The organism is Sinomonas sp. ASV486, from assembly GCF_030908215.1.
GTDB lineage: Bacteria > Actinomycetota > Actinomycetes > Actinomycetales > Micrococcaceae > Sinomonas > Sinomonas puerhi.
On sequence record NZ_JAVFJK010000001.1, the window covers coordinates 556,217 to 578,833 of the forward strand.

General features: G+C 69.7%; 16 protein-coding genes. 5 read left to right on the forward strand and 11 right to left on the reverse strand.

Annotated elements, in window-relative coordinates; translation table 11 throughout:
• The first annotated feature begins 1 nt into the window (after position 1).
• The 5 genes from purU (at position 2) to RBS60_RS02575 (ending at position 6,955) form a co-directional block, all read left to right on the forward strand.
• Complete coding sequence (gene purU / locus RBS60_RS02555; RefSeq protein WP_307955935.1) at positions 2-874, forward strand: formyltetrahydrofolate deformylase; 873 nt, start codon at positions 2-4, stop codon at positions 872-874.
• A gap of 41 nt (positions 875-915) precedes the next feature.
• The gene (locus tag RBS60_RS02560) at positions 916-2,328 is read left to right on the forward strand and encodes an aminomethyl transferase family protein (protein ID WP_307955936.1); all 1,413 of its coding nucleotides are present in this window, start codon (positions 916-918) and stop codon (positions 2,326-2,328) included.
• Between the two features lie 69 nt (positions 2,329-2,397).
• Positions 2,398-3,015 (forward strand): PadR family transcriptional regulator, encoded by a 618-nt coding sequence (locus tag RBS60_RS02565; protein WP_307955937.1) that lies wholly within the window; start codon positions 2,398-2,400, stop codon positions 3,013-3,015.
• Between the two features lie 393 nt (positions 3,016-3,408).
• Positions 3,409-4,188 carry a C1 family peptidase gene (locus RBS60_RS02570; protein WP_307955938.1) on the forward strand — a complete coding sequence of 260 codons (780 nt, stop codon included), beginning with the start codon at positions 3,409-3,411 and terminating at the stop codon, positions 4,186-4,188.
• A 4-nt stretch (positions 4,189-4,192) separates the two neighbouring features.
• Positions 4,193-6,955: a hypothetical protein gene (locus RBS60_RS02575; RefSeq protein ID WP_307955939.1), complete on the forward strand. Its 2,763-nt coding sequence runs from the start codon at positions 4,193-4,195 to the stop codon at positions 6,953-6,955.
• A gap of 20 nt (positions 6,956-6,975) precedes the next feature.
• Here RBS60_RS02575 and RBS60_RS02580 read toward each other — a convergent pair whose 3' ends face one another.
• The 11 genes from RBS60_RS02580 to RBS60_RS02630 form a co-directional block, all read right to left on the reverse strand.
• Positions 6,976-8,316, reverse strand: coding sequence for an FAD-dependent oxidoreductase (locus tag RBS60_RS02580; protein ID WP_307955940.1), 1,341 nt, complete (start codon positions 8,314-8,316; stop codon positions 6,976-6,978).
• A 123-nt stretch (positions 8,317-8,439) separates the two neighbouring features.
• Entirely contained in the window at positions 8,440-9,654 is a 1,215-nt protein-coding gene (gene fdhA, locus RBS60_RS02585; RefSeq protein WP_307955941.1) for a formaldehyde dehydrogenase, glutathione-independent, read from the reverse strand.
• 190 nt (positions 9,655-9,844) lie between these two features.
• Positions 9,845-10,567 carry an aspartate/glutamate racemase family protein gene (locus RBS60_RS02590; RefSeq protein ID WP_307955942.1) on the reverse strand — a complete coding sequence of 241 codons (723 nt, stop codon included), beginning with the start codon at positions 10,565-10,567 and terminating at the stop codon, positions 9,845-9,847.
• A 157-nt stretch (positions 10,568-10,724) separates the two neighbouring features.
• The gene (locus RBS60_RS02595; protein ID WP_307955943.1) at positions 10,725-12,260 is read right to left on the reverse strand and encodes an NCS1 family nucleobase:cation symporter-1; all 1,536 of its coding nucleotides are present in this window, start codon (positions 12,258-12,260) and stop codon (positions 10,725-10,727) included.
• A 343-nt stretch (positions 12,261-12,603) separates the two neighbouring features.
• A complete protein-coding gene (locus tag RBS60_RS02600) occupies positions 12,604-13,263 on the reverse strand; it encodes a transglycosylase family protein (RefSeq protein ID WP_307955944.1) in 660 nt (219 codons plus the stop codon).
• A gap of 301 nt (positions 13,264-13,564) precedes the next feature.
• On the reverse strand, positions 13,565-16,939 hold the full coding sequence (locus tag RBS60_RS02605) for a DEAD/DEAH box helicase (protein ID WP_307955945.1): 3,375 nt from the start codon (positions 16,937-16,939) through the stop codon (positions 13,565-13,567).
• A 62-nt stretch (positions 16,940-17,001) separates the two neighbouring features.
• Positions 17,002-17,769 (reverse strand): hypothetical protein, encoded by a 768-nt coding sequence (locus RBS60_RS02610; protein WP_307955946.1) that lies wholly within the window; start codon positions 17,767-17,769, stop codon positions 17,002-17,004.
• Between the two features lie 95 nt (positions 17,770-17,864).
• Positions 17,865-18,497 (reverse strand): DUF6318 family protein, encoded by a 633-nt coding sequence (locus RBS60_RS02615; RefSeq protein ID WP_307955947.1) that lies wholly within the window; start codon positions 18,495-18,497, stop codon positions 17,865-17,867.
• A gap of 130 nt (positions 18,498-18,627) precedes the next feature.
• Entirely contained in the window at positions 18,628-19,992 is a 1,365-nt protein-coding gene (locus RBS60_RS02620) for a UDP-glucose/GDP-mannose dehydrogenase family protein (protein WP_307955948.1), read from the reverse strand.
• A 14-nt stretch (positions 19,993-20,006) separates the two neighbouring features.
• Positions 20,007-21,167 carry a glycosyltransferase family 1 protein gene (locus RBS60_RS02625; RefSeq protein WP_307955949.1) on the reverse strand — a complete coding sequence of 387 codons (1,161 nt, stop codon included), beginning with the start codon at positions 21,165-21,167 and terminating at the stop codon, positions 20,007-20,009.
• A gap of 182 nt (positions 21,168-21,349) precedes the next feature.
• Positions 21,350-22,570, reverse strand: a complete 1,221-nt coding sequence (locus tag RBS60_RS02630) for an MFS transporter (RefSeq protein WP_307955950.1) — start codon at positions 22,568-22,570, stop codon at positions 21,350-21,352.
• Between the last annotated feature and the right edge of the window lie 47 nt (positions 22,571-22,617).

Here is a 22,617-nt window from a genome sequence, read left to right on the forward strand (position 1 = left end):
CATGGCGGTGCACAGCGAGTCCCACAGGGATCAGGCCTGCCTGATCGTCCACGGCCCGGACAGGCCCGGGATCGTCGCCGCCGTCGCCGCCCTCGTGACCCGCAACAAGGGGAACATAGTGGCGCTCGACCAGTACTCGAGCGACCCCACGGGAGGGGACTTCTTCCAGCGGGTCGAGTTCATGCGGTCCGACCTCGCGGCGGCCATTCCGGACCTCGAGGCGGACCTCGCCGAGACGCTCGGACCGCTGGGCATGCAGTGGTCCCTCACCGACCGGTCCGTGCGCAAGCGTATGGCCATCATGGTCTCAACCTCGGATCACTGCCTGCTCGAACTGCTGTGGAGGCACCGCCGGGGCGAGCTGCCCGTGAGCATCCCCATGGTCATCTCGAACCACACCAACACGGCCGAGGACGTGCGCTCCTTCGGGGTGCCGTTCTTCCATGTGCCCTCGTCCGGCAGTGACAAGTCCGCGGCCGAGGAGGAGATCCTCAAGCTGCTGGCCGGGAACGTCGACTTCGTGGTGCTGGCCCGCTACATGCAGATCATCTCGGGCGCGTTCCTCGACCGCGTGGGCGTCCCGCTCATCAACATCCACCACTCCTTCCTGCCGGCATTCATCGGCGCCGCGCCCTACCGCAAGGCCAAGGAGCGGGGCGTGAAGCTCATCGGGGCCACCGCCCACTACGTGACCAAGGACCTCGACGAGGGCCCCATCATCGAGCAGGACGTGGCCCGCGCGAGCCACGCCCACACCGCCGCCGACCTGGCGGCCCGCGGCGCCTACGTGGAGCGCGCCGTGCTCTCGCGCGCCGTCCAGTGGCACGCCGAGGACAGGGTCATCAGGCACGGCAACCAGACCATCGTCTTCTAGCAACGACCAGACCGAACTCACACCAGAACGAGAGGTTCACCGTGGCACCCAAGAATCTGCAGGAAGTCCTCGACGCGTCCCAGGGACCGGTCGACCTCCTGCGCAACTCGCAGATCGGCTCGTACATCTACCCGGTGGTCCCCGCCGACTTCCAGAACTGGATCAAGGAGCAGAGGGCCTGGCGGGACACGGCGGTGCTCTACGACCAGTCGCACCACATGGACAACCTGTTCCTCAAGGGTTCCGACGCGATCAACCTCATCCGGGCGACGGCGATCAACTCGACCGAGGTCTTCCCCGTGAACAGGGCCAAGCAGTACGTGCCGACCACAGAGTCGGGCCACGTCATCGGGGACGGCATCCTGTTCCGCGAGGCCCACGACGAGTACGTGTATGTGGGCCGGGCACCGGCGGCGAACTGGCTGCTCTACCACGGGCAGGCCGGCGGCTACGGCAACCTCGACATCACGGTTGACCGGCGCTCCCCGTCCCGGCCCTACGGGCACGGCGTCTCCCGGCAGTACTACCGCTTCCAGATCCAGGGCCCCAGCGCCTGGCAGGTCATCGAGAAGCTCAACGGCGGCCCGGTCGAGCAGCTCAAGTTCTTCAACATGTCCACCATGTCGATCGACGGCACCACAGTGCGCACGCTCCGCCACGGCATGGCCGGCGCGCCCGGCCTCGAGGTCTGGGGCCCGTACGCGGACCATGACCGCATCCGCGACGCGATCGTCGAGGCCGGCGCCGAGTTCGGACTCGTGCCCGTGGGCTCCCGCGCCTACCCGTCGAACACCCTCGAGTCCGGCTGGATCCCGTCGCCCCTGCCCGCGATCTACACGGGCGAGGCCGAGCGGGCCTACCGCGAGTGGCTCCCCGCGGACGGCTACGAGGCCACCGGCACGCTTGCGGGCTCGTTCGTCTCCGACAGCATCGAGGACTACTACCTGACCCCGTGGGAGCTCGGCTACGGCTCCTTCGTCAAGTTCGACCACGACTTCATCGGCCGGGACGCACTGCAGAAGGCTGACCCCGCGCAGCAGCGCCGCAAGGTCACGCTGGCCTGGAACGCCGAGGACATGACGAAGCTGTTCTCCTCGCTCTTCGACACGACCGGCCCGCAGTACAAGTTCTTCGACCTTCCCCTGGCGAACTACGGCTCCGCCAACTACGACTCGGTCGTGGACGCGGACGGGAGCGCCGTCGGCTTCTCGATGTTCACCGGCTACAGCGCGAACGAGCGCACGGCGCTCTCCCTCGCGACCGTCGATCCGAACGTGCCCGACGGCGCCGAAGTCACGGTCGTGTGGGGCGAGCCGAACGGCGGCACCTCGAAGGCCGCCGTCGAGCCCCACGAACAGCTCGAGGTGCGCGCCGTCGTCAGCCCCGTACCGTACTCTGCTGTGGCCCGCTCCGAGTACCACGGCGGGTGGCGGACCAACTACCAGTCCGCCTAGCCCGTCCGGCCGGCGTGGGAGACCGTGAGGCCGCCCGCGCCGGTCCGATACGTCCATGGAGGTGGCCCTGTGAGCCTGAGATTCGCGCTGCTCGCCCTGCTGAGGGTCGGTCCGCTCTCGGGGTACGACCTGCAGAAGCAGTTCGCGGTGTCCGTCGGGCACGTGTGGCACGCGCCCGACTCACAGATCTATCCCGAGCTGCGCAAGATGGAGGCCGAGGGCCTCATCGAGGGCGAGGAACGGCCCCGGGGCGAGCGTGGCACCCGCAAGGTGTACCACGTGACCGATGCCGGCGAGCGAGCCTTCCTCGACTGGATGCGCACCCCGCTCGAGTACGCGCGCGTCCGCGACCCCGCGCACCTTCGCGCAGCCTATCTCGAGGCCACGACGCCCGCGGCAGCACGCGAGTTCTTCCGGGCCCACATCTCCGAGTGGGAGGGAGAACTCGCCCAGTGGGAGGGGGAGCTCGCGCGGATCGCCGCCGTCTCCAACCCGATGCTCGCCCTGCGGCTCGCGGTCACGCCGCCCGAGGACCGCGAGCGCACGATCGCCTTCAAGCGGTTCACGTACGAGGGCCTCGTGGAACGCGCGCAGGGCGAGATCGCCTGGGCTCAGAGGGGACTGGCGCTCGTCGACGCCCTCGCCGAGGACGGCGCCTGGTCATCGGCCGCGGAGCTCGGGGCGTAGGACGGCGCACGGCCGCCGCTTGCTGGGGCAGTCGCCGTGCGCTCGCGAAGGGCGCCACTGGCTCGCGTATCGCGCCACTGGCCGGCTCGCGGCGCGGCCCGGGAACACGAAGTCATGCCCACAAAGGTCTTGACGTGCGGCCATCCTAGTTAATAAAATCGAGTTACAAATTAATCCGGTCGGTCCGAGATCCCCAGCACTCGGGCCGACGCCCGTCAGCAGGGCGCCCCGTCCGCCACCCGGCGGGCGGGGCACCCCGCCGACCCGGCGCCGTCGTCCGCGCCAGAACCCGCTCGCGCCGGAACGCTCCAGCGCCAGAGCCCGAGGCCATGCCCACGACAGCTGGGGTTCCATTCCCCCGGCGGCCACGCCACTTCCTGGAAGTCCTCGGACATGACCACTCAAGCAGATTCCCGCGCAGCCCACGCCTACGGCTGGGTACCGGACGTCCCCGACCAGCGCGATTTCCTCTACGCCGCCCCGCATACGGTGCTCGCCTCGCTCCCACCCTCCGTGGACCTCACCGCGGAGTGTCCGCCGGTCTACGATCAGGGCCAGCTCGGCTCCTGCACGGCCAACGCGATCGGCGGGGCCCTCGAGTTCGATGCAGGCAAGCAGGGCATCGCCGGCTACACGACGCCCTCGAGGCTCTTCATCTACTACAACGAGCGCACCATGGAGCACACCGTGGCGAGCGATTCCGGGGCGCAGATCCGCGACGGTGTGAAGTCCGTCGGCACGCAGGGCGCATGCGCCGAGACGGAGTGGCCGTATGTCATCGGCGAGTTCGCGGCCCAGCCGCCGGCCCAGTGCTACATCGACGCGAAGCTGCACCGTGCGATCGCCTACCAGCGCGTGGCCCGGATCCTGACCCAGATGCAGGGCTGCCTCGCCGCCGGCTACCCGTTCGTGCTGGGCATCACGGTGTACGAGTCGTTCGAGAGCCCGGCGGTGGCCCAGACCGGCGTGGTGCCGATGCCCGGGCCGTCAGAACAGGTGCTCGGCGGCCACGCCGTCCTTGCGGTCGGCTACGACAACGCGGCCCAGACGTTCCGCGTCCGCAACTCGTGGGGATCCGGCTGGGGCCAGGGCGGATACTTCACCCTCCCGTACCAGTACCTCCTCTCCTCGGGCCTCTCGAGCGACTTCTGGACCATCCGGACGCTGGCCTGAGGCCATGCCGGACGAGCGCGATCCCGCCGTTGCGGTGACTGACCCGGCGGCGGCGGACCCCGAGCCCCACATCCTCGAGCTGCGCGTGCATGGTGTCCGCAACACCCCGCCGCAGGAGATGCTCGGCACCAGTGTGGACCGGATCGCGCTCGTACACGATGGACCGATTCCTCTGGGTGACAAGCTCGCCGGCTTCTACACCACGAGGGACCGCGACCCGGACGCCCGCACGCGCCTCGAGGCGTACAGCTGGGGCAACCTCGACCGCTTCGCGAAGGGCCGCAGCTTCCTCACCGGCGTGTGGCGCACGGTCTACAACGTCCTGTGGTTCCTCGTCGCGCCCTTCGGCTTCGCCAACGCCGGCTACTGGGCGCGAGCGTTCGAGACCGACCCGCGCCGCGAGGGCGGCCTGCGTACGGGCAGCGGCGGCGGGATCACGCGGCTGTTCGCCCTCGCCCTGACGCTGCTGCTCACGGCCGCCGTCTCGACGGTTGTGTTCGACCTCGTCGCGGTCCAGTGCTTCCTGCCCGTCGACCAGACCGGCGCGTGGCGAGTGTGCAGCGTCCTGCCCAGCCAGCTCGACGGGCTCGGCCAATGGACGCGCGGCCAGCGCTTGGCGCTGTTCTCGCTCGCGCCGATCGCCGCCGTCGTGGTCATGGCCGTCCTGGGCCTCATCAGCGACGTCCGCTTCCGCACCAGGATCCACGACGCCGCGCGGGTCCGCGAGGCGCAGGCCGCGCCGGATGCGCTCCCGCTCGCGGTGCCCGAGATGTGGATGCGCCGGCGGGTCAATTCGCCCACTGGCCTCCTGCACCTCGCCGCGAGCGTGGACCTCGTCGTGGCGACCCTCGCGTGGGACGCCGTCCCGCACGACGGCGCCGCCGCACCGACCCTGTTCGGCCTCGCCCTCGCGCACCTCGCCGCATCGGCGGCCGTGATCGCGTTCTGGGCCAGGTCCGTGCGCGCGCCACATCCGGTCCTCGGCAGCGAGGGGCTGACCCAACGGATCCGCGACAGCAGGGATGCGCAAGCCAGCATCCTCCTCGGCATCGCCGTCGCGGTCTACCTCGCGTGCGTCGGCCTGGAGATCTGGGGCTCGGGCACCAACGTGCCCGGTCCGTTCGGCGGCGGCCAGATCACCCCGACCCTGATCCTCGTGGCCCTCACGGTCCTCGCCACGGCCGGCTGCGTGGTCCGCGCGGGCTACAACGAGTGGATCGCCGCCGCCGTCCTGACCGCCGGCACCGCCGCGCTCTGGGCGGTCCTGGCCGGATGGCTCGACTCCTTCGGGTGGGGTGCCAACGCGGCGGCGCTCGCCGTCGTCGTCCTCAGCGGCGGGCTGGTCGTGGTCCCGTACCTGACGATGCGGCGACGGAATGCGAGGGTTCGCGAGGAGGCCTGGCACGGCGCCGGCCCGGGTGTGTTCATGATGCTCGGGCTCCTCCTCGGAGCGTTCCTCGCGAGCGCCCTCGCGCTTGGCGCCGGTTCCTACCTGCGCTCGGGCCGGTTCCAGACCCGCGGCGTGCCGGGGGACCCGCTCTTCCGCGACGTTTCGCTGCCCGCGGGCGCCCACGACATCACTGTCCCGATCGCCTTCTGGGCCTTCGGCGGGGTCCTCGGGCTCATGGCCGCCATCGTCATGCTCGTGCTCATTGTGGTCGGGCTCCTCAAGCTGGGCCGCTCGACGATCGACACGCCCGCCATCGACCAGTCCGAGGAGGTCTACCGTCTCGAGATCGTGAAGCAGCGCCGCGCAAGCGCGTTCCTTCAGCGGGCCGAGCCGCTCCTGCACTTCCTCGCGTGGACTGTGGGCATCGCCGTGGCAGCGTCGATGGCGCTCGCCATCCTCTGGGAGAACAGGGAACACAGCGGACGCTGGGCGTGGGTGCGGGGCGTGCTCACGGGCGCCTTCGGCGGGGATTCCGTGACCGCGATGTGGCAGGGCGGCCAGCTCGTGGTCCTCACGGCCGTGGTGCTCGGCGGCACCGCCGTCCTCGGGATGGCCGTGACCAAGGCCGCCTCGCCGGACGCCGCTCGGCCGCTCGGGCTCCTGTGGGACCTCATGGCGTGGCTCCCGCGCGCCGCGCACCCGTTCGGGCCCGCGTGCTACAGCGAGCGCGCCGTGCCCGAGCTCGCCGACCGGATGATCCGCTGGCTCGAGCCGGACCCGCGCCGCCGCGTGCTCCTCTCGACCCACAGCCTCGGGACCGTCCTAGGCGTCGCGGCTCTCTTCCACCTGACCGCGATCGGCCGCGCCGACCTCATCCCGCGCGTGCGGTTCCTGAGCTTCGGTATGCAGCTGCGCCCGTACTTCGGGCGGTTCTTCCCCGAGCTGTTCGGCCCCGATGTGCTCGGAACCCCCGGGGTCGGCGCGCCGTCGTTCTGGACCGCAGACCCATGGAAGGGCAAGGACCTGCCGGTTGTCGGCACGCCTCCGCGCAGCCGTGCCCGGGTCCTCGAGCGGGCGCGCATCCTCGCGGATCCCGAACTGGAAGGGCACGACGGCGTCCGCTCGCCCGCTGCGGGGCCCCTCACCACGCTGCTGGGAACTGCTCCGGCTCCGCAGCCGGTGTGGATCAACCTGTGGCGGCGCACGGACTTCCTCGGGTTCCCGGGCTACTCCTACTCCCAGGAGGCCAACGTGCTTGATCGCCTCACCCTCGAGATGGAGCCCGACTCGTACATGGCACAGGTCGCGACCCACGGCAACTACCTGCCGACCGTGGCCTACCTCGCCGCGCGGCGCGACCTCATCGCGGACTGGTAGCCGCCGGCCGCGCTGGCGCGTCAGCGCGGGGCCATCCGCTCCAGCCGGCGCGCCCAGCTCGGCGTGTGCTCGGGCCGCGGGCCGATCGCGATGAACCGCGCCGGGATTGACTGCAGGATGGGGAACCGCGTGAGCACCCGCAGGGGCAGAGGAACGGCGGTCCGGGACGTCGCGACCTGGCCCTTGAGGGCTCTGCTCACGACGCCACGCGCGGCCGCACGCTGGAACGCCTGCACGAGCGCGGTGGGCCGGAGCCTGCGCCGCCGCACGCCGGACAGGACGTCCGCAGGCACCGGGCCGGGATGGTGCCGCATCCACTGACCCACGAGCTGGGCCGCCGCGACGGCGTCCTGGATCGCGAGGTTGATGCCGACGCCGCCCACGGGGGACATCGGGTGGGCCGCGTCGCCGATCAGGAGCAGCCCCTCGCGGTGCCACTCCTCGAGCCGCTCGACCCTGATGTCCAGGAGCTTCACGTCGTCGAGGGTCTTGGGCCAGGTGTCCAACCGGTCCGCGAGCCACGGCTGGAGGCGAGCGAGCTTCGCCCTGAACGCGTCGAGCCCCTCGCCACGCAAGGCTGCGTCGGCCCCCTTGGCCAGGAGGTAGCCGCATTGCCATGTGTCGCCGCGGTCGATCATGATCATGAACTCGTGGCCCGAAAGGCGCCCGACCCCGCCGTCGGGATCGCCCTCATGGCGCGGGAGGCGGAACCACCAGATGTCCACGGGCGAGCCGAACTCGCGCGGGACCAGGGCGGCCGCCTCTCGGACGGTCGACCAGCGCCCGTCGCACGCCACGACGAGGTCGGCGGCGAGGACGTGCTCAGCGGGTTCCGACTCCGCTGCGCTGCGCTTAACCCCGGCAAGCTCAGCCACGGCAGGCTCAGCAGCCGCAGGCTCGACCACCGCATAGTCCCGCCACCGCACCCCGGCGACGCGCCCGCCGTCATCCGTCAGGCCCACCGCCTCCGCCGAGCGGACGAGGGTGAAATGCGGCTCGTGCTCGGCGGCGTCAGCGAGCATCTCGAGGAAGTCCCACTGCGGGACGAAGGCGACGTACGGATGGAGTCCGGGGAGCGTGCGGCCGAAGTCGGCGAGCCGGACGGTCCCCGCGTCGAGCTGGATCTCGACCGAGTCCACGCGGCGTTGGGGGAGCGCGGCGAACGCGGAGCCGAGGCCCAGCTCATCGAGGAGCCCCAGCGTCGAGGCGTGCACGGTGTCGCCGCGGAAGTCGCGCAGGAAGTTGGGGTGCTTCTCGAGCACCACGGTGTCGATCCCGCCGCGCGCGAGCAGGAGTCCCAGGAACATCCCGGCGGGCCCGCCGCCGACCACCGCCACGCGTGTCCGCTCCGGTGCAGCCATGGCTCCAGCCTACGCGGCGGAGGCTTCCCTCCGGGGGTGGGACGCCGAAGCGGCGACGAGAGCGTCCATACTCGTCGCCGCACCCGGCGCCGTGACGTCGGTGGCCTGAGGCGTCCGCGCGGGCTAGTTCTTGATGTACCCGTTCGGGTTGAGGACATACTTGCTGGCCGCGCCGGAATCGAACTCGGCGTAGCCGCGAGGAGCGTCTTCGAGACTGATGGCCTTCGCGTTGACGTTCTTCGCGATCGACACCCGATCGTGGAGGATCGCCATCATGAGCTGGCGGTTGTACTTCATGACCGGGCACTGGCCCGTGGTGAAGGACAGCGACTTGGCCCAGCCGGTTCCCAGGCTCAGCGAGAGGGAGCCCTTCTTCGCGGCTTCGTCGACGCCGCCGGGATCGCCGGTCACGTAGAGGCCGGGGATGCCTAGGGCCCCGCCGGCCGCCGTGATGTCCATGAGCGAGTTGAGCACTGTGGCCGGAGCTTCGCTCGCGCCCGCGCCGTGGCCCTTCGCCTCGAACCCGACCGCGTCCACGCCGCAGTCCACGAGGGGCTCGCCGAGTATCTGCTCGATCTGCTCCGCCGGGCCGCCCTGGGTGAGGTCTACCGTCTCGCAGCCGAAGCTCGCGGCCTGCTTGAGCCGGTCCGCGTTCATGTCACCGACGATCACGACGGCGGCCCCCAGCAGGAGCGCGCCCGTCGCCGCCGCGAGGCCCACCGGTCCGGCTCCCGCGACGTAGACGGTCGAACCCACGCCAACGCCCGCCGTGACGGCACCGTGGAAGCCAGTCGGGAAGATGTCCGAGAGCATGGTGAGGTCCATGATCTTCTCGAGCGCCTGGTCCTTGTCCGGGAACTTGAGGCAGTTGAAGTCCGCGTACGGCACGAGCACGTAGTTGGCCTGGCCGCCGACCCACCCGCCCATGTCCACGTACCCGTAGGCCGAGCCAGGCCGGTCGGGGTTGACGTTGAGGCAGATCCCCGTCTTGCGCTCCTTGCAGTTCCGGCAGCGCCCGCAGGCGATGTTGAACGGGACGGAGACGAGGTCTCCGACCTGGAGGAACTCTACGTCCGGCCCCGTCTCGACCACCTCGCCGGTGATCTCGTGCCCGAGCACGAGGTCCGGGGGAGCCGTGGTGCGCCCGCGGACCATGTGCTGGTCGGAGCCGCAGATATTGGTCGCGACGGTCTTGAGGATGACGCCGTGCGGGACCTTCCGCCCAACGTTGGCCGGATTGACGCCGGGCCCGTCCTTGAGCTCGAACGTCGGGTAGTCGATGTCGATAACCTCGACCTTGCCCGGGCTCTTGTACGCGACTGCATTGTTGCCTGCCATAGTTCTGGTACCTCTCTGCTCAGTGAAGCAGGGGCCCCAGCCCCCGCGGTGCTGATTCAGCGGACCGTCCATGACGCCGGCTGCGGCCTTTGGGGGACCGCTCGCGATGCCGCCAGCGTCGTTGAGTGGCGGTTTTCCGACCGTAGGCACGGCCGGGGGCAGGGGTCAAGGCCCGGAGGCCTGATCCGGCTTAGGACGCGAGGGGCCAGCCGATCACCTTCTTGGGCCGCGGCGCCGCATACGTGCGGACCTTGGACGTGCTCAGCCCCAGCCGGACGAGCCCCTCGGCCACCGCGACGGCGGCGGCCACGCCGTCGACCACCGGGACACCGCAGCGTTCGCGGATCTGGGCGTCGAGACCACTCATGCCGCCGCAGCCGAGCACGATCACCTCGGCCCTGTCGTCCCCGACGGCCCTCTCCGCCTGGGCGACGATCTCCTTCACGGCCCGCTCCGGATCGGCCTCGAGTTCGAGGACGCCGAGCCCGGACGCGCGCACCGAGGCGCAGCGGGCATCGAGCCCGGCGAGCTTGAGTCGGTCCTCGATGAGCGGGACGGTGCGGTCGAGGGTTGTGACCACGGAGTACTTGTGCCCCAGGAACATCGCGGTCGACGCCGCGGCCTCGGTGATGTCCACGACCGGGACGTCCAGCAGCTCCTGGAGGCCCTCGCGGCCGTGTTCGCCGTAGCCGGCCTGGATGACGGCGTCGAAATCGCCCTCGTAGCGCGTGACGGCGTCCATGACGGCGACCGCCGCGAGGTAGGACTCGAAGTTGCCCTCACAGGAGGCCGCGCCGAACCGCGGCGTGATGCCCACGATCTCGGTGCCTTCCGACGCCGCGGCCCGCGCGGCCTCGGCGATCGAGTCCGTCATGGACTGGGTGGTGTTGACGTTGGCGACGAGGATGCGCATGGCGGCTTCCTTCCGTTGGTGCGTTGGCATAAATGCGTTGGCATAAAGGGGTAAGCACGACGCCGGCGGGCCGGGTGCGGGGGCCGGCCAGCCGACGTCGTGCGTTGTGGCGGTGTGGGCGGGGCGGTTCCGACCTTTTGCCCCACCAGCCACGCGCTTAGTGGACGCTCGGGACGGCGATGGCCTCGCCTTCGACGTCCTCGAACGTGCACTTGCGGTCGGCCAGGAAGTAGAAGTTGACCGCCGCGATGCCGGCACCGAAGAACCACGTGAACGAGCTCAGCGGCGCGAGGACTGGGACAAACCCGATGACCAGCGCCACGGCCGCCGCGGGGATGAGCGCCGCGATGGCCTTCGGGTTGATGCCCCTCGCGTAGTGGTACGTGCCGTCGCGGGCCTCGGAGTAGAGGGCCGGGACGTTGACCCTGCCGCGGCGGACGAGCCAGTAGTCGGCCATGATCACGCCGAAGAGCGGGCCGAGGAGGGCACCGAGGCCGCCGAGGAAGTACTCGATCACCGCGGGGTTGTTGTACAGGTTCCAGGGCAAGATCACGAGTCCGATCACGGCCGAGACGAGCGCTGCGCGGCGGAAGTTGAGCCTGCGCGGGAACAGGTTGGTCAGGGCGTACGTCGGTGCGACGAAGTTGGCCATGAGGTTCACGGCGACGGTCAGGACCAGGAGCGCGGTGGATGCTGCTGAGAGCAGGAACGTGTTGGGGATCGAGGCAACGATGTCCGAGGGGCTCCCGATGATGTGGCCGTTGATCTTGAACTGGGCACCGACGAGGACCACAGTGATGGTGCCGAAGAGGAGCATATTGATCGGGATGCCCCAGAAGTTGCCCTTGACGATCGACTTCTTGGACCGCGCCGAGCGCGTGAAGTCGCAGAAGTTCAGGACGAACGTGCCGTAGATCGAGACCCACAGGGCGCCGCCGCCGAGGACCTTGAGCCACATGTCGCCGCCGCTGAGCTCGTGGCCCGTGTTCCACGCGATCGAGAATCCGGCCTGCGAGAACATCCAGATCGCGAGAGCCGCCATCGTGGCGAGGATGACGGGGCCGGCGAAGGCCTCGTACTTGCGGATCATCTCCATGCCGTAGGAGACGATGACGACCTGGACGATCCAGAGGGCGACGAACGCCATCCAGCCGAGCGCGGAGAGTCCCAGGATCGAACCCTCGTCGAACGGCTTGAGGTCCGGGAAGACAGCGATCAAGAGGACCCGCAGCACTACGGACGCGAGGTAGGTCTGGATGCCGAACCAGGCGACGGCCACGCCGCCACGGATCAGCGCCGCGATCTGGGCGCCGTGGATGCCGAACGCGATCCGGCTCATGACGGGGAAGGGAACACCCGTCTTCTGGCCCATGAAGCCGGAGAGGGTCAGGAGGGCGAAGAGCAGTGCCGCGCCGACTCCGAGGGCCGCGAGGACCTGCCATCCGCCCAGGCCGAGGGCGAAGAGCCCGATGGCGAAGGCGTAGTTGCCGAGGCTGTGCACGTCGTTGGCCCACAGCGTGAAGATGCTGTAGGCGGTCCAGCTGCGGCCCTCGCGCCGGGTCGGCGCGAGGTCCCTGTTGTAGAGGCGGGGGCTGAGGCCGGTCGGCACCGCGGATGCTGCGTGCCTGGCCTCCGTGTGGGCCACGTCTTCAGTGTCCAGCGTCTGGACGGCGGTGTCCTGTGTGCTGTTCATGATTGAACTCTCTGGGATCGGGACAAGGACGGCGCGCAACTTGGTGATGCACTGGCCTCTGGGATCTTCTGAGGCTCAGCAGTGCGGTCCGAGGGGCCGCATGTGGTGCAAGTCTCGGGGAGGTGTGACCCGCGTCTCGCTTTGGTATTCCAAAGTTAGCTCGCTGGTATCCCAAATGGCAATGGGTTTGAGGAGTCGAAAAAGGACGCCGCGGCGGGGCACGCCGTGATTCCGTGGAACCGTGCGTGTCCCGACGCGGCGTCGGGGAGGGCCGGGGCTGGGCCTCAGGGGGGAAGGCCCAGATCCTGCCCTGGATTCCGGCGTGGTGCCGGAGGCTCGGCTATCAGGCCGGGAGCTGGAGCACCTGGCCCGGGAAGATCAGGTTCGGGTTGGAGATGATCTTGGCGTTCACGTCGGCAAGGGCCTGCCAGCCGCCGGTCACGCCGAGGTTCTGGGCAATCTGGCTCAGGGTGTCGCCGGCAGCCACCGTGTAGGTGTTGCCGCTGACCGCGGCCGCGGCGGCGTGGCGGGCCGGGGCCTGCTGGGCCGGGGCCTGCTGGACCGGAGCCTGCTGGGCCGGGGCCGCCTGCTTGGCGGGGGCCTGCTGGACGGGAGCCGACTGCACCTGGACCGGAGTCGGGTTTGCGCCCGACTTGCCGTACAGGCCCAGCTTGGCGGAGCACGCTGGCCATGCGCCCCAGCCCTGGCCTGCGAGCACGCGCTCGGCGACGGCGATCTGCTGCGCGCGCGAGGCGTTCTGCGGGGCGCCGGTTCCGCCGAAGGCGGCCCAGGTGCTCTGGGTGAACTGCAGGCCGCCGTAGAAGCCGTTGCCGGTGTTGATGGACCAGTTGCCGCTGGACTCGCACTGGGCGAGCGCGTCCCAAGTGGCGCCGTCGGCGGCGTTGGCGGCGGGTGCCCCGAGGGCGGCAGCGCTGAGGGCCGCACCGGAAGCGGCGACGACGGCGAGTGAACGGCGGGCAGCTGAAAGAGTGATCTTCTTCATAGGGAGTCTCATGATGCACGGGGCTCCACCGGCACTCGCTCCGTCCCCGGAACTCAGCATGCGCCGCCGGCCCCTGACGTTGAGAGGTCAGGTCATGGTGGCTGCGCAGACGGCGGCGAACGGTGGACGGCAGCACCCGGCATATGTGGCCAGCGGCCGTGGGCCACAGGCTTTGTTGGCGCCTCGCTGGGGGATGGCGGGCGGTAGGTCCGTTATCGAACTGACACCTACCGTAGGGTACTAATCCGTCGTTGCCAAATTGTGACCAATTCCGCGCGTCGTCCGCGTAACCTCCGGAGGCCTACTCGAGGAGTCCCCGGACGTCGTCTGCAGTCAGCGTCGAGGAGAACATCGCGTCGTCATCCATGACCGAGGAGAACAGGGCTGCCTTCTTCTCCTTGAGGGCAATGACCTTGTCCTCGATGGTGCCCTTGGCCACCAGACGATACGTCATCACACGCCGGGTCTGTCCAATCCGGTGGGCGCGGTCCACCGCCTGGGCCTCGGCCGCAGGGTTCCACCAGGGGTCGAGCAGGAAGCAGTAGTCCGCCTCCGTCAGGTTCAGCCCGAACCCGCCTGCCTTGAGAGAGATGAGGAAGACCGGAGCCTCGCCCTGCTTGAACCTGCCAACGACCTCGCCGCGGCGCTTCGTGGACCCGTCCAGGTACTCGTACGGAACCCCCGCCGCATCCAGTCGCGCGGCGGCCTTCTTCAGGAAGGACGTGAACTGGCTGAACACGAGCGCGCGGTGGCCCTCCGCCACCACGTCGTCGAGCTGCTCGAGGAGGGTGTCCAGCTTGGCCGGGGACACGCCGCTGTGCGCCTCGTCGACGAGCGACGGGTCCAGCGCCATGAGCCGCAGCAGCGTGAGGGAGCGGAACACGATGAACCGGTTCCGGTCAAGGTCCTCGACGAGGCCGAGGACCTTCTCTCGCTCGCGCTGGAGGTACTGCTCGTAGAGCTTGCGGTGCCTCGGGTCGAGCTCGACGTCGAGGCGCTGCTCGAGCTTCTCCGGCAGCTCAGTGGCGACCGCCTCCTTGGTGCGGCGCAGCATGAGCGGCCGCGCACGACGGCGCAGCCTCGCCAGACGCTCGGAGTCGCCGTTCTTCTCGATTGGCTTCGCGAAGTCCTGCCCGAAGTGATTCGCGGCCGGGAACATGCCCGGGGCGACGATCGCAAAGAGAGACCAGAGCTCCATGAGATTGTTCTCGAGGGGCGTTCCGGTCAGGGCGAGTTTGAACGGGGTCTCGAGGTCCCTCGCGAACTGGTGGGCCTTGGTGGCACGGTTCTTGAGGAATTGGGCCTCGTCCATGATGAGGCCCGCCCAGGGGAGGGCAGCGTAGGCCTCGTAGTCCAGGCGGAACAGGGCATAGCTCGTCACGACGATGTCCGCGGCCTGCGCCGATTCCGAGATCGGGGTGCGCGACTTGCCCTCGGTGTCCGTGAGGGCCACGGTGCGCAGCCCCGGGGCGAATCTGGCGGCCTCGGCCTCCCAGTTCGAGACGACGGAGGTCGGGGCGACGACGAGGAACGGGGGCTTCGACTCCGCTGCGCTCTGCTCAACCACGGGTGGTTGACCCGTGTCGAGACCCCGCGTGTGCAGGATGAGGGCAAGCGTCTGGAGGGTCTTGCCGAGGCCCATGTCATCGGCGAGGATGCCGCCGAGCCCGCGCCGGTGCAGGAAGGCGAGCCACTGGAACCCCTCGTCCTGGTAGGGACGGAGCTCCGCGTTGAGCCCGCTGGGCACGGGAACCCTGTCCAGTGCAGTCGGGTCCAGCAGCCCCGCGACGGTCTGCTTCCAGCGCGGCGGCTCGACGGTCTCGCCGGCGATTTCGGCGAGCTCGTCCCACAGGCCCGCCTGGTAGACGCTCAGACGCGGGGGCTTCTTGGATGACGGACCCTCGACGCGCCACTCGCGCAGCTCGTGGGACTCGTCGATGATCCGCTTGAGCCGCTCGATTTCTGGGGTATCGATCCGGAACCAGCTCTTGTCCGGCATGAGCACCTTGGTGCGGCCGCGGGCCAGGGCAGTGAAGATGTCCTGGAAGGGGATGTTCCGGCCGGCGATCGTGACCATGAGGCCCAGATCGAACCAGTCGTTCTTGTCGGATTCGACGGCGCTGAGCACGAGCCTCGGCGTCCCTTCGAGGCGCCGGTAGTCCGGCTTCGTCCCCTCGACCCTGACGGTGACGCCGCCGAGCCCATCGAGGGCCGGCAGGATCCGTTCGGTGAACTCGGCCGTCTCGAGGTCTTCCAGCCGGGCAGGCCCTACGGGGTGGCCTCGCAACGGGCTGTCTGCGAGGATTGCCGCCACTCGCGCGAGCGTCTCCTCCTCGGCTGCATCGTCCCGCCGCACCGCCTCGTCCGGCGACGGCACGAGTGGGTGCTGGCGCACGCCGTCGCCCGTCCGGTACTCCCAGTGCCACGCGAGCCGCAGCACGTCCTGGGGTTCGAACATCGCGGTGAGCACCAGCAGGGGCGGCTCGATCGGCGGGAGGTCGAGCGCGGCGTCGACCGCCAGCGTGACCGACCGGGCCAGATCGGGGTAGAACTCGGCGAGGAAGGCCTCGCGATCCGAGGCCGGGATGATTACGCCGTCCTGGGCCGCAAGCAGAGCGCGCTCTCGCTCTCCCAGGCGGGATGCGGCACGAGCCAGGACGATCATGTCCTCGCGCTCGCCGGTGCGCACGACGGTGTACGCGCCGTGGTCTCCGATCGTTCCGGCCCTGTCGGTCGGCAGGGCGACGTCGCCGACCGACAGGGACGGGACGAGCCGGAGCGCGCCCTCGTCCGCTGAGGGGAGGACATCGAGCCGGATGGCCGCGATGTCGTCGGACACGACGACGTGGCTTCCCCGGGCCGAGCCCATGAGCTCGATACCGAGCTCTGCCGCAGCGTCGAGCAGGGTCCACAGGAGGGGGCTGGCGAACTCGTCGAGGTAGATCCACGGGTCGCTGCCGTTCCAGTAGCCCGACTCCGTGCCGAGCCTCAAGGCCTGGATCTCGCGGAAGAGGTCGAAGTGGGCCGGCACGAATTCGCCCATGGCGTCCTGCCGTCCGAACCTGCTCCAGACCATATCGCCGCGAAGCCATCTGCCGGTGGCGGGGTTGAGCGCTACGGGGCGCACGCCGAGCTTGTGGCCCGACCGAACCCTGCTGGGCAGCGACCGCGAGTATCGCGCGCCCAGCATGGCAGTCATATCGCGGAGCTCGAACTGGAGGCCGAGCGACTTGGGTTCCGTGAAGCGCCTACGGTCGCCCGGTGGGCTGATGATGCGCCGCAGGTCCTGCTTCCACACAGGCTCCGATCGTCTCGCAGCAGTCAGCTCTGCGGCCTCTGCGCGGAGCCGGGTGGTGTTGGCCGTGAGCACGACCGCGGCCAGGTGCTTGCAGTCCGTAGTGACAGGGCACGTGCACCAGCCGCCGGCGTACCGGTACGACCCCTGATGCTTCTCGAGGTACACGCCGACCTCGTAGGGCTCGTCGTCGCTGCCGAAGACCTGCGCCGTGAGCTCGGCGATCTCCGGGTGCCATGCGAGATGCTCGACGCGCCCCTCCCGGGCGTAGGTGTGCGCCCGTGCCATGGCCGCCGGCCCCACCCGGTTGACCATCCCCGCCATCTCCACGAGGGGCAGGGCAGAGCCTTCGCCCGGCTCGGGGAAAGGGAAGGAGGCCACGGATTCATCGTCCCACGCCTCTCCGACAGCCTTCACCACACGGACCCCATGGCCCCGAGCCGCTAGGAGCAGCCGGGGCCCGTGGGGTTGGTGATGCAGTTGTCCGCGTAGAGCTTGACCTCGGAGCGCCAGATGCTGAGGGCTTTCGGCGCGCTGGGTACTTGGGCCGTGCCGGCGATGGGCTGGTAGGGGCCGCCGTCTACGGAGAAGGTACCGGTGAAGACGGTGGTGAGGCCGATGCTGACGTCGGCGGTCTGGGTGAAGATGTGGCTCGTGACGGTCTTCTCGCCCCAGCGGGCCTCGGGGATCGGGCCGCCGGGGACCCCGGTGACGAGAGTGGAGCCGTCGCCGTAGGTCCAGCGGTACTCCACTGGCTTGACCTTGATGTCGACCCGCTTCCCCAGGATGTCGATGCTGAACGTCTGGTCTGCCGGATCGGCGTAGATATTGGTTTCCGCACCCTTGAGCGTGTGACGTCCGGGCTGGCTGCCCAGTTCGGGTGCCTTGATCGGGAGCTCGCGGAGCTGCTTCTCGGTCACTGCAATGACGACGTCGCCCGGTCGCTCGGGGGGTTTGCCCGGATACAGGCAGGCCTGCTCGAGCCGCTGCCACGGCGCGTCCGGATTACGGGTGTCCCTTCGTTCCCAGACGACCATGATCCCGCCGGGTTCTGAAGTACAGCGGGAATTCAGTGCGGCGCAGGCGGCCGCGTCGATGGTGTCCACGTCAGTCGCACACGCGGGGGCATAAGAGTAGACGAAGACTTCGGCGACGCCCTCAACCTTGGGGAACTCCACTACGGCGGTTCCCGATCTGGTCCCGTTGGTCACGATCGCATCGTCAATGAAGGCGCTGCTCGGGGGTGGTGTCGTTGGCCCGATTGCCACCGTCACGGCGATGCCGAATGCTTTTGCGGCCGTTAGCATCACGCGTTGCCCGCCTGCGCCGTCTTCCAGCCGATTCCGTCGTGGATGGCATAGATGGCCCGGGGTTCGTTACCCGACGTCTGTTCGTAGGTCTTTAGTACCTCGCCGGTCTTCCCGAATCGCGTCGAAGCCGATTCATCCATAATGAAGTATCCAACCGCCTGGCCGAGCGGATCGAGCTTCAAGGTGGACGTGAAGTCCCGTACTGCCCATCGCGGAGCGGATTCCCAGCCATCACCAGTCGAGACGTTTGTGGCTCGGACGAGATATCCGTTGCAAATCTTGCAGTCCGGCTTGGAAATTGCCCTCAGTGGCTCCGCATCTCCGGTCTCCAAGGCGTATGTGACGGTGTCGAACCAGTACTGGGTGAACGCCTCGAAGCCGGCCTTGGTGTTCTCCCTCGCCGCGGCAGGCATCTCCGGCTTGGGCAGGTTTCGTGCGGGGCCAGTGGAGCTGGCAGGAGTCGGGCGTGTGTCGACGGCCGGTGTCGGCGTACCAGACGAAGTCCCCGCGGCGCCGGACGCGCTGGGCGAGGCGCCGGCGTCGGCGTTTCCACCGCAGGCTGTCAGGCCGAGCGCGGCCGTCAGGGCGAAGATGGACAGGGCAGAGCGAAGTGTGCGGCGAATCGCCATTGACATCCCCCGACGTCGTTGGTGTGTGTGCGTCGCCGGGCGCAGGCGACGTGTCTTCGGCAGTCTACAAGTTCGTGACTATCCCTGTTTCGCGTTATCCACAGGTCGTCGGCCAGACAGGCCAGCCGGGTCAGCCGGCGTGCGTCTCGACAGAGCTGAGGAGCCCGGCGTCGCCGGTCCCCATCCCGTAGAGGTCCCAGCCGGCCGCGCGCCAGGCGTCGCCGTCGAGCACATTGCGCGCATCGATGATGACCTGCCGGCGTACTCGCGACGCCGTCTCGAACGGGTCGAGGGCACGGAACTCGGGCCATTCGGTCAGCAGCAGCACGATCTCCGCGCCCTCGAGCGCCGCGGGGGCGGAGGATTCGAACTGCAGCTGGGGGTACCGCATCCACGCGTTGTTGATCGCTTTGGGGTCGGTCACCACCACGTGCGCACCGGCACCCGCGAGCCGCACGGCGACGTCGAGGGCGGGGGAGTCGCGGATGTCGTCGGTGTCCGGCTTGAACGCCGCGCCGAGGACCGCGATGCGGCGCCCTGCCACGGATCCGCCGCACAGGTCCGCCGCGAGCGCAGCGACCCGCCCGCGCTGGCCCACGTTGATCGAGTCCACGAGCCCCATCCAGGCGTCCACCGAGTCGACGGCGAGATCGCGTGCCTGCGCTCGGAACGAACGGATGTCCTTGGGCAGGCAGCCGCCGCCGAACCCGAGGCCCGCCGCGAGGTACCGCTGGCCGATGCGCGGGTCGAGGCCCATCGCGGCGGAGAGCTGGGTGACGTCCGCGCCGGCCGCGTCGCACAGCTCGGCCATGGCGTTGATGTAGGAGAGCTTCGTGGCCAGGTACGCGTTGGCCGCGGACTTGATGAGCTCCGCCGTCGCGGCGTTGCACACGATTCGGGGCACACCGGCGTGCAGGAGGGGAGCGTAGACCTCGTCGAGGATCCGCACGGCCCTGTGACCCACGCCGACGCCGGCGTCGTCGTCCGCGTCATCCACCCCGTAGACGAGGCGGTCCGGCACGAGCGAGTCCTTCACGGCCGTGCCCTGCCGCAGGAACTCGGGGTTCCATGCGAGCTCGAGGTCGTCCCGGCCCAGCCATTCGCGCACCCGCCGGACGGTCCCGACCGGCACCGTGGACTTGCCCACGACGGCGGCACCCGCCTTGGCGCGCGCGGCCACGGAGCGGCTGGCAGCCTCGAGGTAGGTGAGGTCCGCGACATCGCTCGTCTTGGACTGCGGCGTCCCTACGCACAGGAAGTGCATGTCGCAGTCTGCAACGAGGTCCATGTCCGTCGAGAAGGCCAGCCGGCCCGTGTCGCGCCCGTCGGCAAGGAGGTCTTCGAGTCCGGGCTCGAAGAACGGGGCAAAGCCGCGCGCGAGGTGGCCCACCTTGTCGGCATCCGTGTCGATGCCCACCACCGTGTGGCCCATCGAGGCGAGCGTTGCGGCGTGCACCGCGCCCAGATAACCGCAGCCAATGACCGAGATCTTCATGGTGTTCCTTCCTCTCACCCTGCGATGCTCTTGGCACGCAGCGAGATGACGTCTTCGTAGTGGTTGATGAGCTGGTCGCAGATCGCCTTCCAGGAGCGGCCCTGGACGCTCTGCCAGGCGGCGCCGGCAAAGGCTGCTCGCATCGCGTCGTCGTCGAGCAGGCCCTGCACGTACTCGCGCATCTGGTCCAGATCGCCGGGCGTGTAGAGCCAACCGGTCTTGCCGTTCTCGACGAGGTCGAGCGGGCCGCCGCGGCCGGTGGCAACCACCGGGACGCCACAGGCCATGGCCTCCTGGATGGTCTGGCAGAACGTCTCGAACTCGCCCGGATGGACAAACAGGTCGAAGCTCGCGAGGAGCCGGGGCAGGTCGTCGCCTCCCTGGAAGCCGGCAAAGTGCGCCCTGGGAAGCTGGGCCTCGAGCTGGGCGCGCATCGGCCCGTCGCCCACGATCACGAGCCGCGTGCCGGGCAGGTCCATGAGGACTCGCAGGTCCTCGACCTGCTTCTCGGCGGCGAGCCGGCCGACGTAGCCGATGACCTTGACCGGGCTTCCGTCGGCGTTGGTCCCTGCCACGCTCTCCCGCCACGCGTCGTCGCGCCTGCCCGGGTTGAAGCGTGCGGTGTCCACGCCGCGGCGCCACATCTCGATCCGCGGGATCCCGTGCTTCCGCAGCTGTTCCACGGCGAAGGTCGACGGCGCGAGGGTCCGGTCCGCGAGCCGGTGGATGTTCTCGACCCGCTGCCACGCCCAGGACTCGAGGAACGGCACGCCGTATCTTGCTGCGTAGCCTGGAACCTCGGTCTGGTACACGGCGACGGTGGGGACGTGCAGTTGCTTGGCGGCCCGCACGCCCCGCCAGCCGAGCTCGAAGGGGGAGGCGAGATGGACCACGTCGGGCTTGAAGTCCCTGAGGATCCGCCGGACCTTGGGGACTGCCCCGAACGCGACCCGGACGTGCGGGTAGCCGGCCATCGGGAAGGCCGGCATGCGCACCACACGGGCGCTGTTCACGGTCTCCGTCACCGGGAAGACTCCGCTCGCACCCTCTCCGGAGGGGGCGATCACGAGGACGTCGTCGCCACGCTCCTGGAGATGGTCGAGGATCCGCAGGATGGAGTGCGTCACTCCGTTCATCTGCGGCAGGAACGACTCGGCAACAATCGCGATCCTCACGCCTCCACCATCCTGTGACCATTTGACCGGGCGGCAGAGCACGCGTGACGTGTCGGAGAAGGCTAGATGAACGGGCGGGTGGCGTTCCCCGGGATTCCGCGGGACGCGTGGCTGGGTCCGGCGTATGACGGCGCCCGGGCGGCCCCGGCTGTCCAGCCCGCCTCGGGCGGATCGGCCGTGGGCTACCCGGGCGCGGTGTCGGAGCGGTGTGCGGGGTCCCGCGGTACGGCGAATCCGGCGAGGGCTACGGCAGCGGCGAGGGACGCGAGCCCCCAGCCCAGACCCGCGCTCGCGGCGACGGCCCCGACGAGAAGCGGCCCGCCGGCGTCGCCCGCCTCGCGGCCGAGCTCTGCGGACCCCATCGTCCTGCCCATCCGCTCCGCGGGTGTCGCATCGGCGAGGTGCGCGAACGCGAGGGGCGTCGCGATGCCGATCCCCGCGCCGACGAGCAGCGCTGCAGCGTATACCCCGACGGCGCCTAAGACCCCGGGCGCGAGCGGGACGAGCGCGGCGGCCGCTGCCCCGAGCACGATCGTCCCGAGTCCCGCCATGATGCCGGTCCTGTCCGCGACCCTGCCCTCATCGCGGAGCCGACCGATCCGTGGCTGGATGAGGGAGGACGCGACCGCGAGCACCGTCACTGCGGCCACTGCCGCGGCCGTCGAAAGGCCTGTGTGGGCCGCGAGGGCGGGGAGGAAGCCGACGGCCGCGCCGAGCGACCCGGTCGAGGCCGCGAGCACGATCGTGGGGCCAAGGAACGAGCGCTCGCCGAGCTGGCGGGCGAGGTCCGCGACCGTGTACCGGGGGCGGGGGAGCGGCTCGAGCCGTGGCATCGCGACGGCCACCCAGACGGCCACGGCCGCGCCGAGGACCGCGAGGACCCCGAACAGGACGGGAAAGCCCCCCAGGAAGAGGGCTGCGGCACCGAGCAGCGGGCCGATCGCGTAGCCGAGCCCCTTCCACGAGCCATACCTGCCGAAGTACTTCCCCGTGAGCGGCCCTGCGAGGCGCGCCACACTTGCCGAAGTGGCCGGTGAGAATGCCGACGCTGCCGCGCCCTGCCCGAGGCGCACGACTGCGAGGGCCCACGGGCCCTGCACCACAATGCCCACGAGCGAGGCCAGCGCGAACGCCGCGAGGCCGCCCACCACGACGGGCTTGGACCCGATCCGGTCCGACAGCGAGCCGAACACGGGCTTGAGGAACACCTCGGCCAGATCATAGAGCGCAAGCAGGACGCCCAGCGTGAGCAGGTCCAGACCGATCTGGCCGCTCTCGGCCCCGAGGCCGGCGGCGATGCTGTGGGCGCCGAACGCGGTGGTGAAGCCGGCCGCATAGAGGGGCAGGACGGCGCTCGCGGGGGGTCCGCTGAGCGGCCCGGGCGGGGTGGCTGGTCGGTTCACGGCGCCGAGTCTATGCCCGCCCGGTGCCGGGCACGGATCTGCGCTTC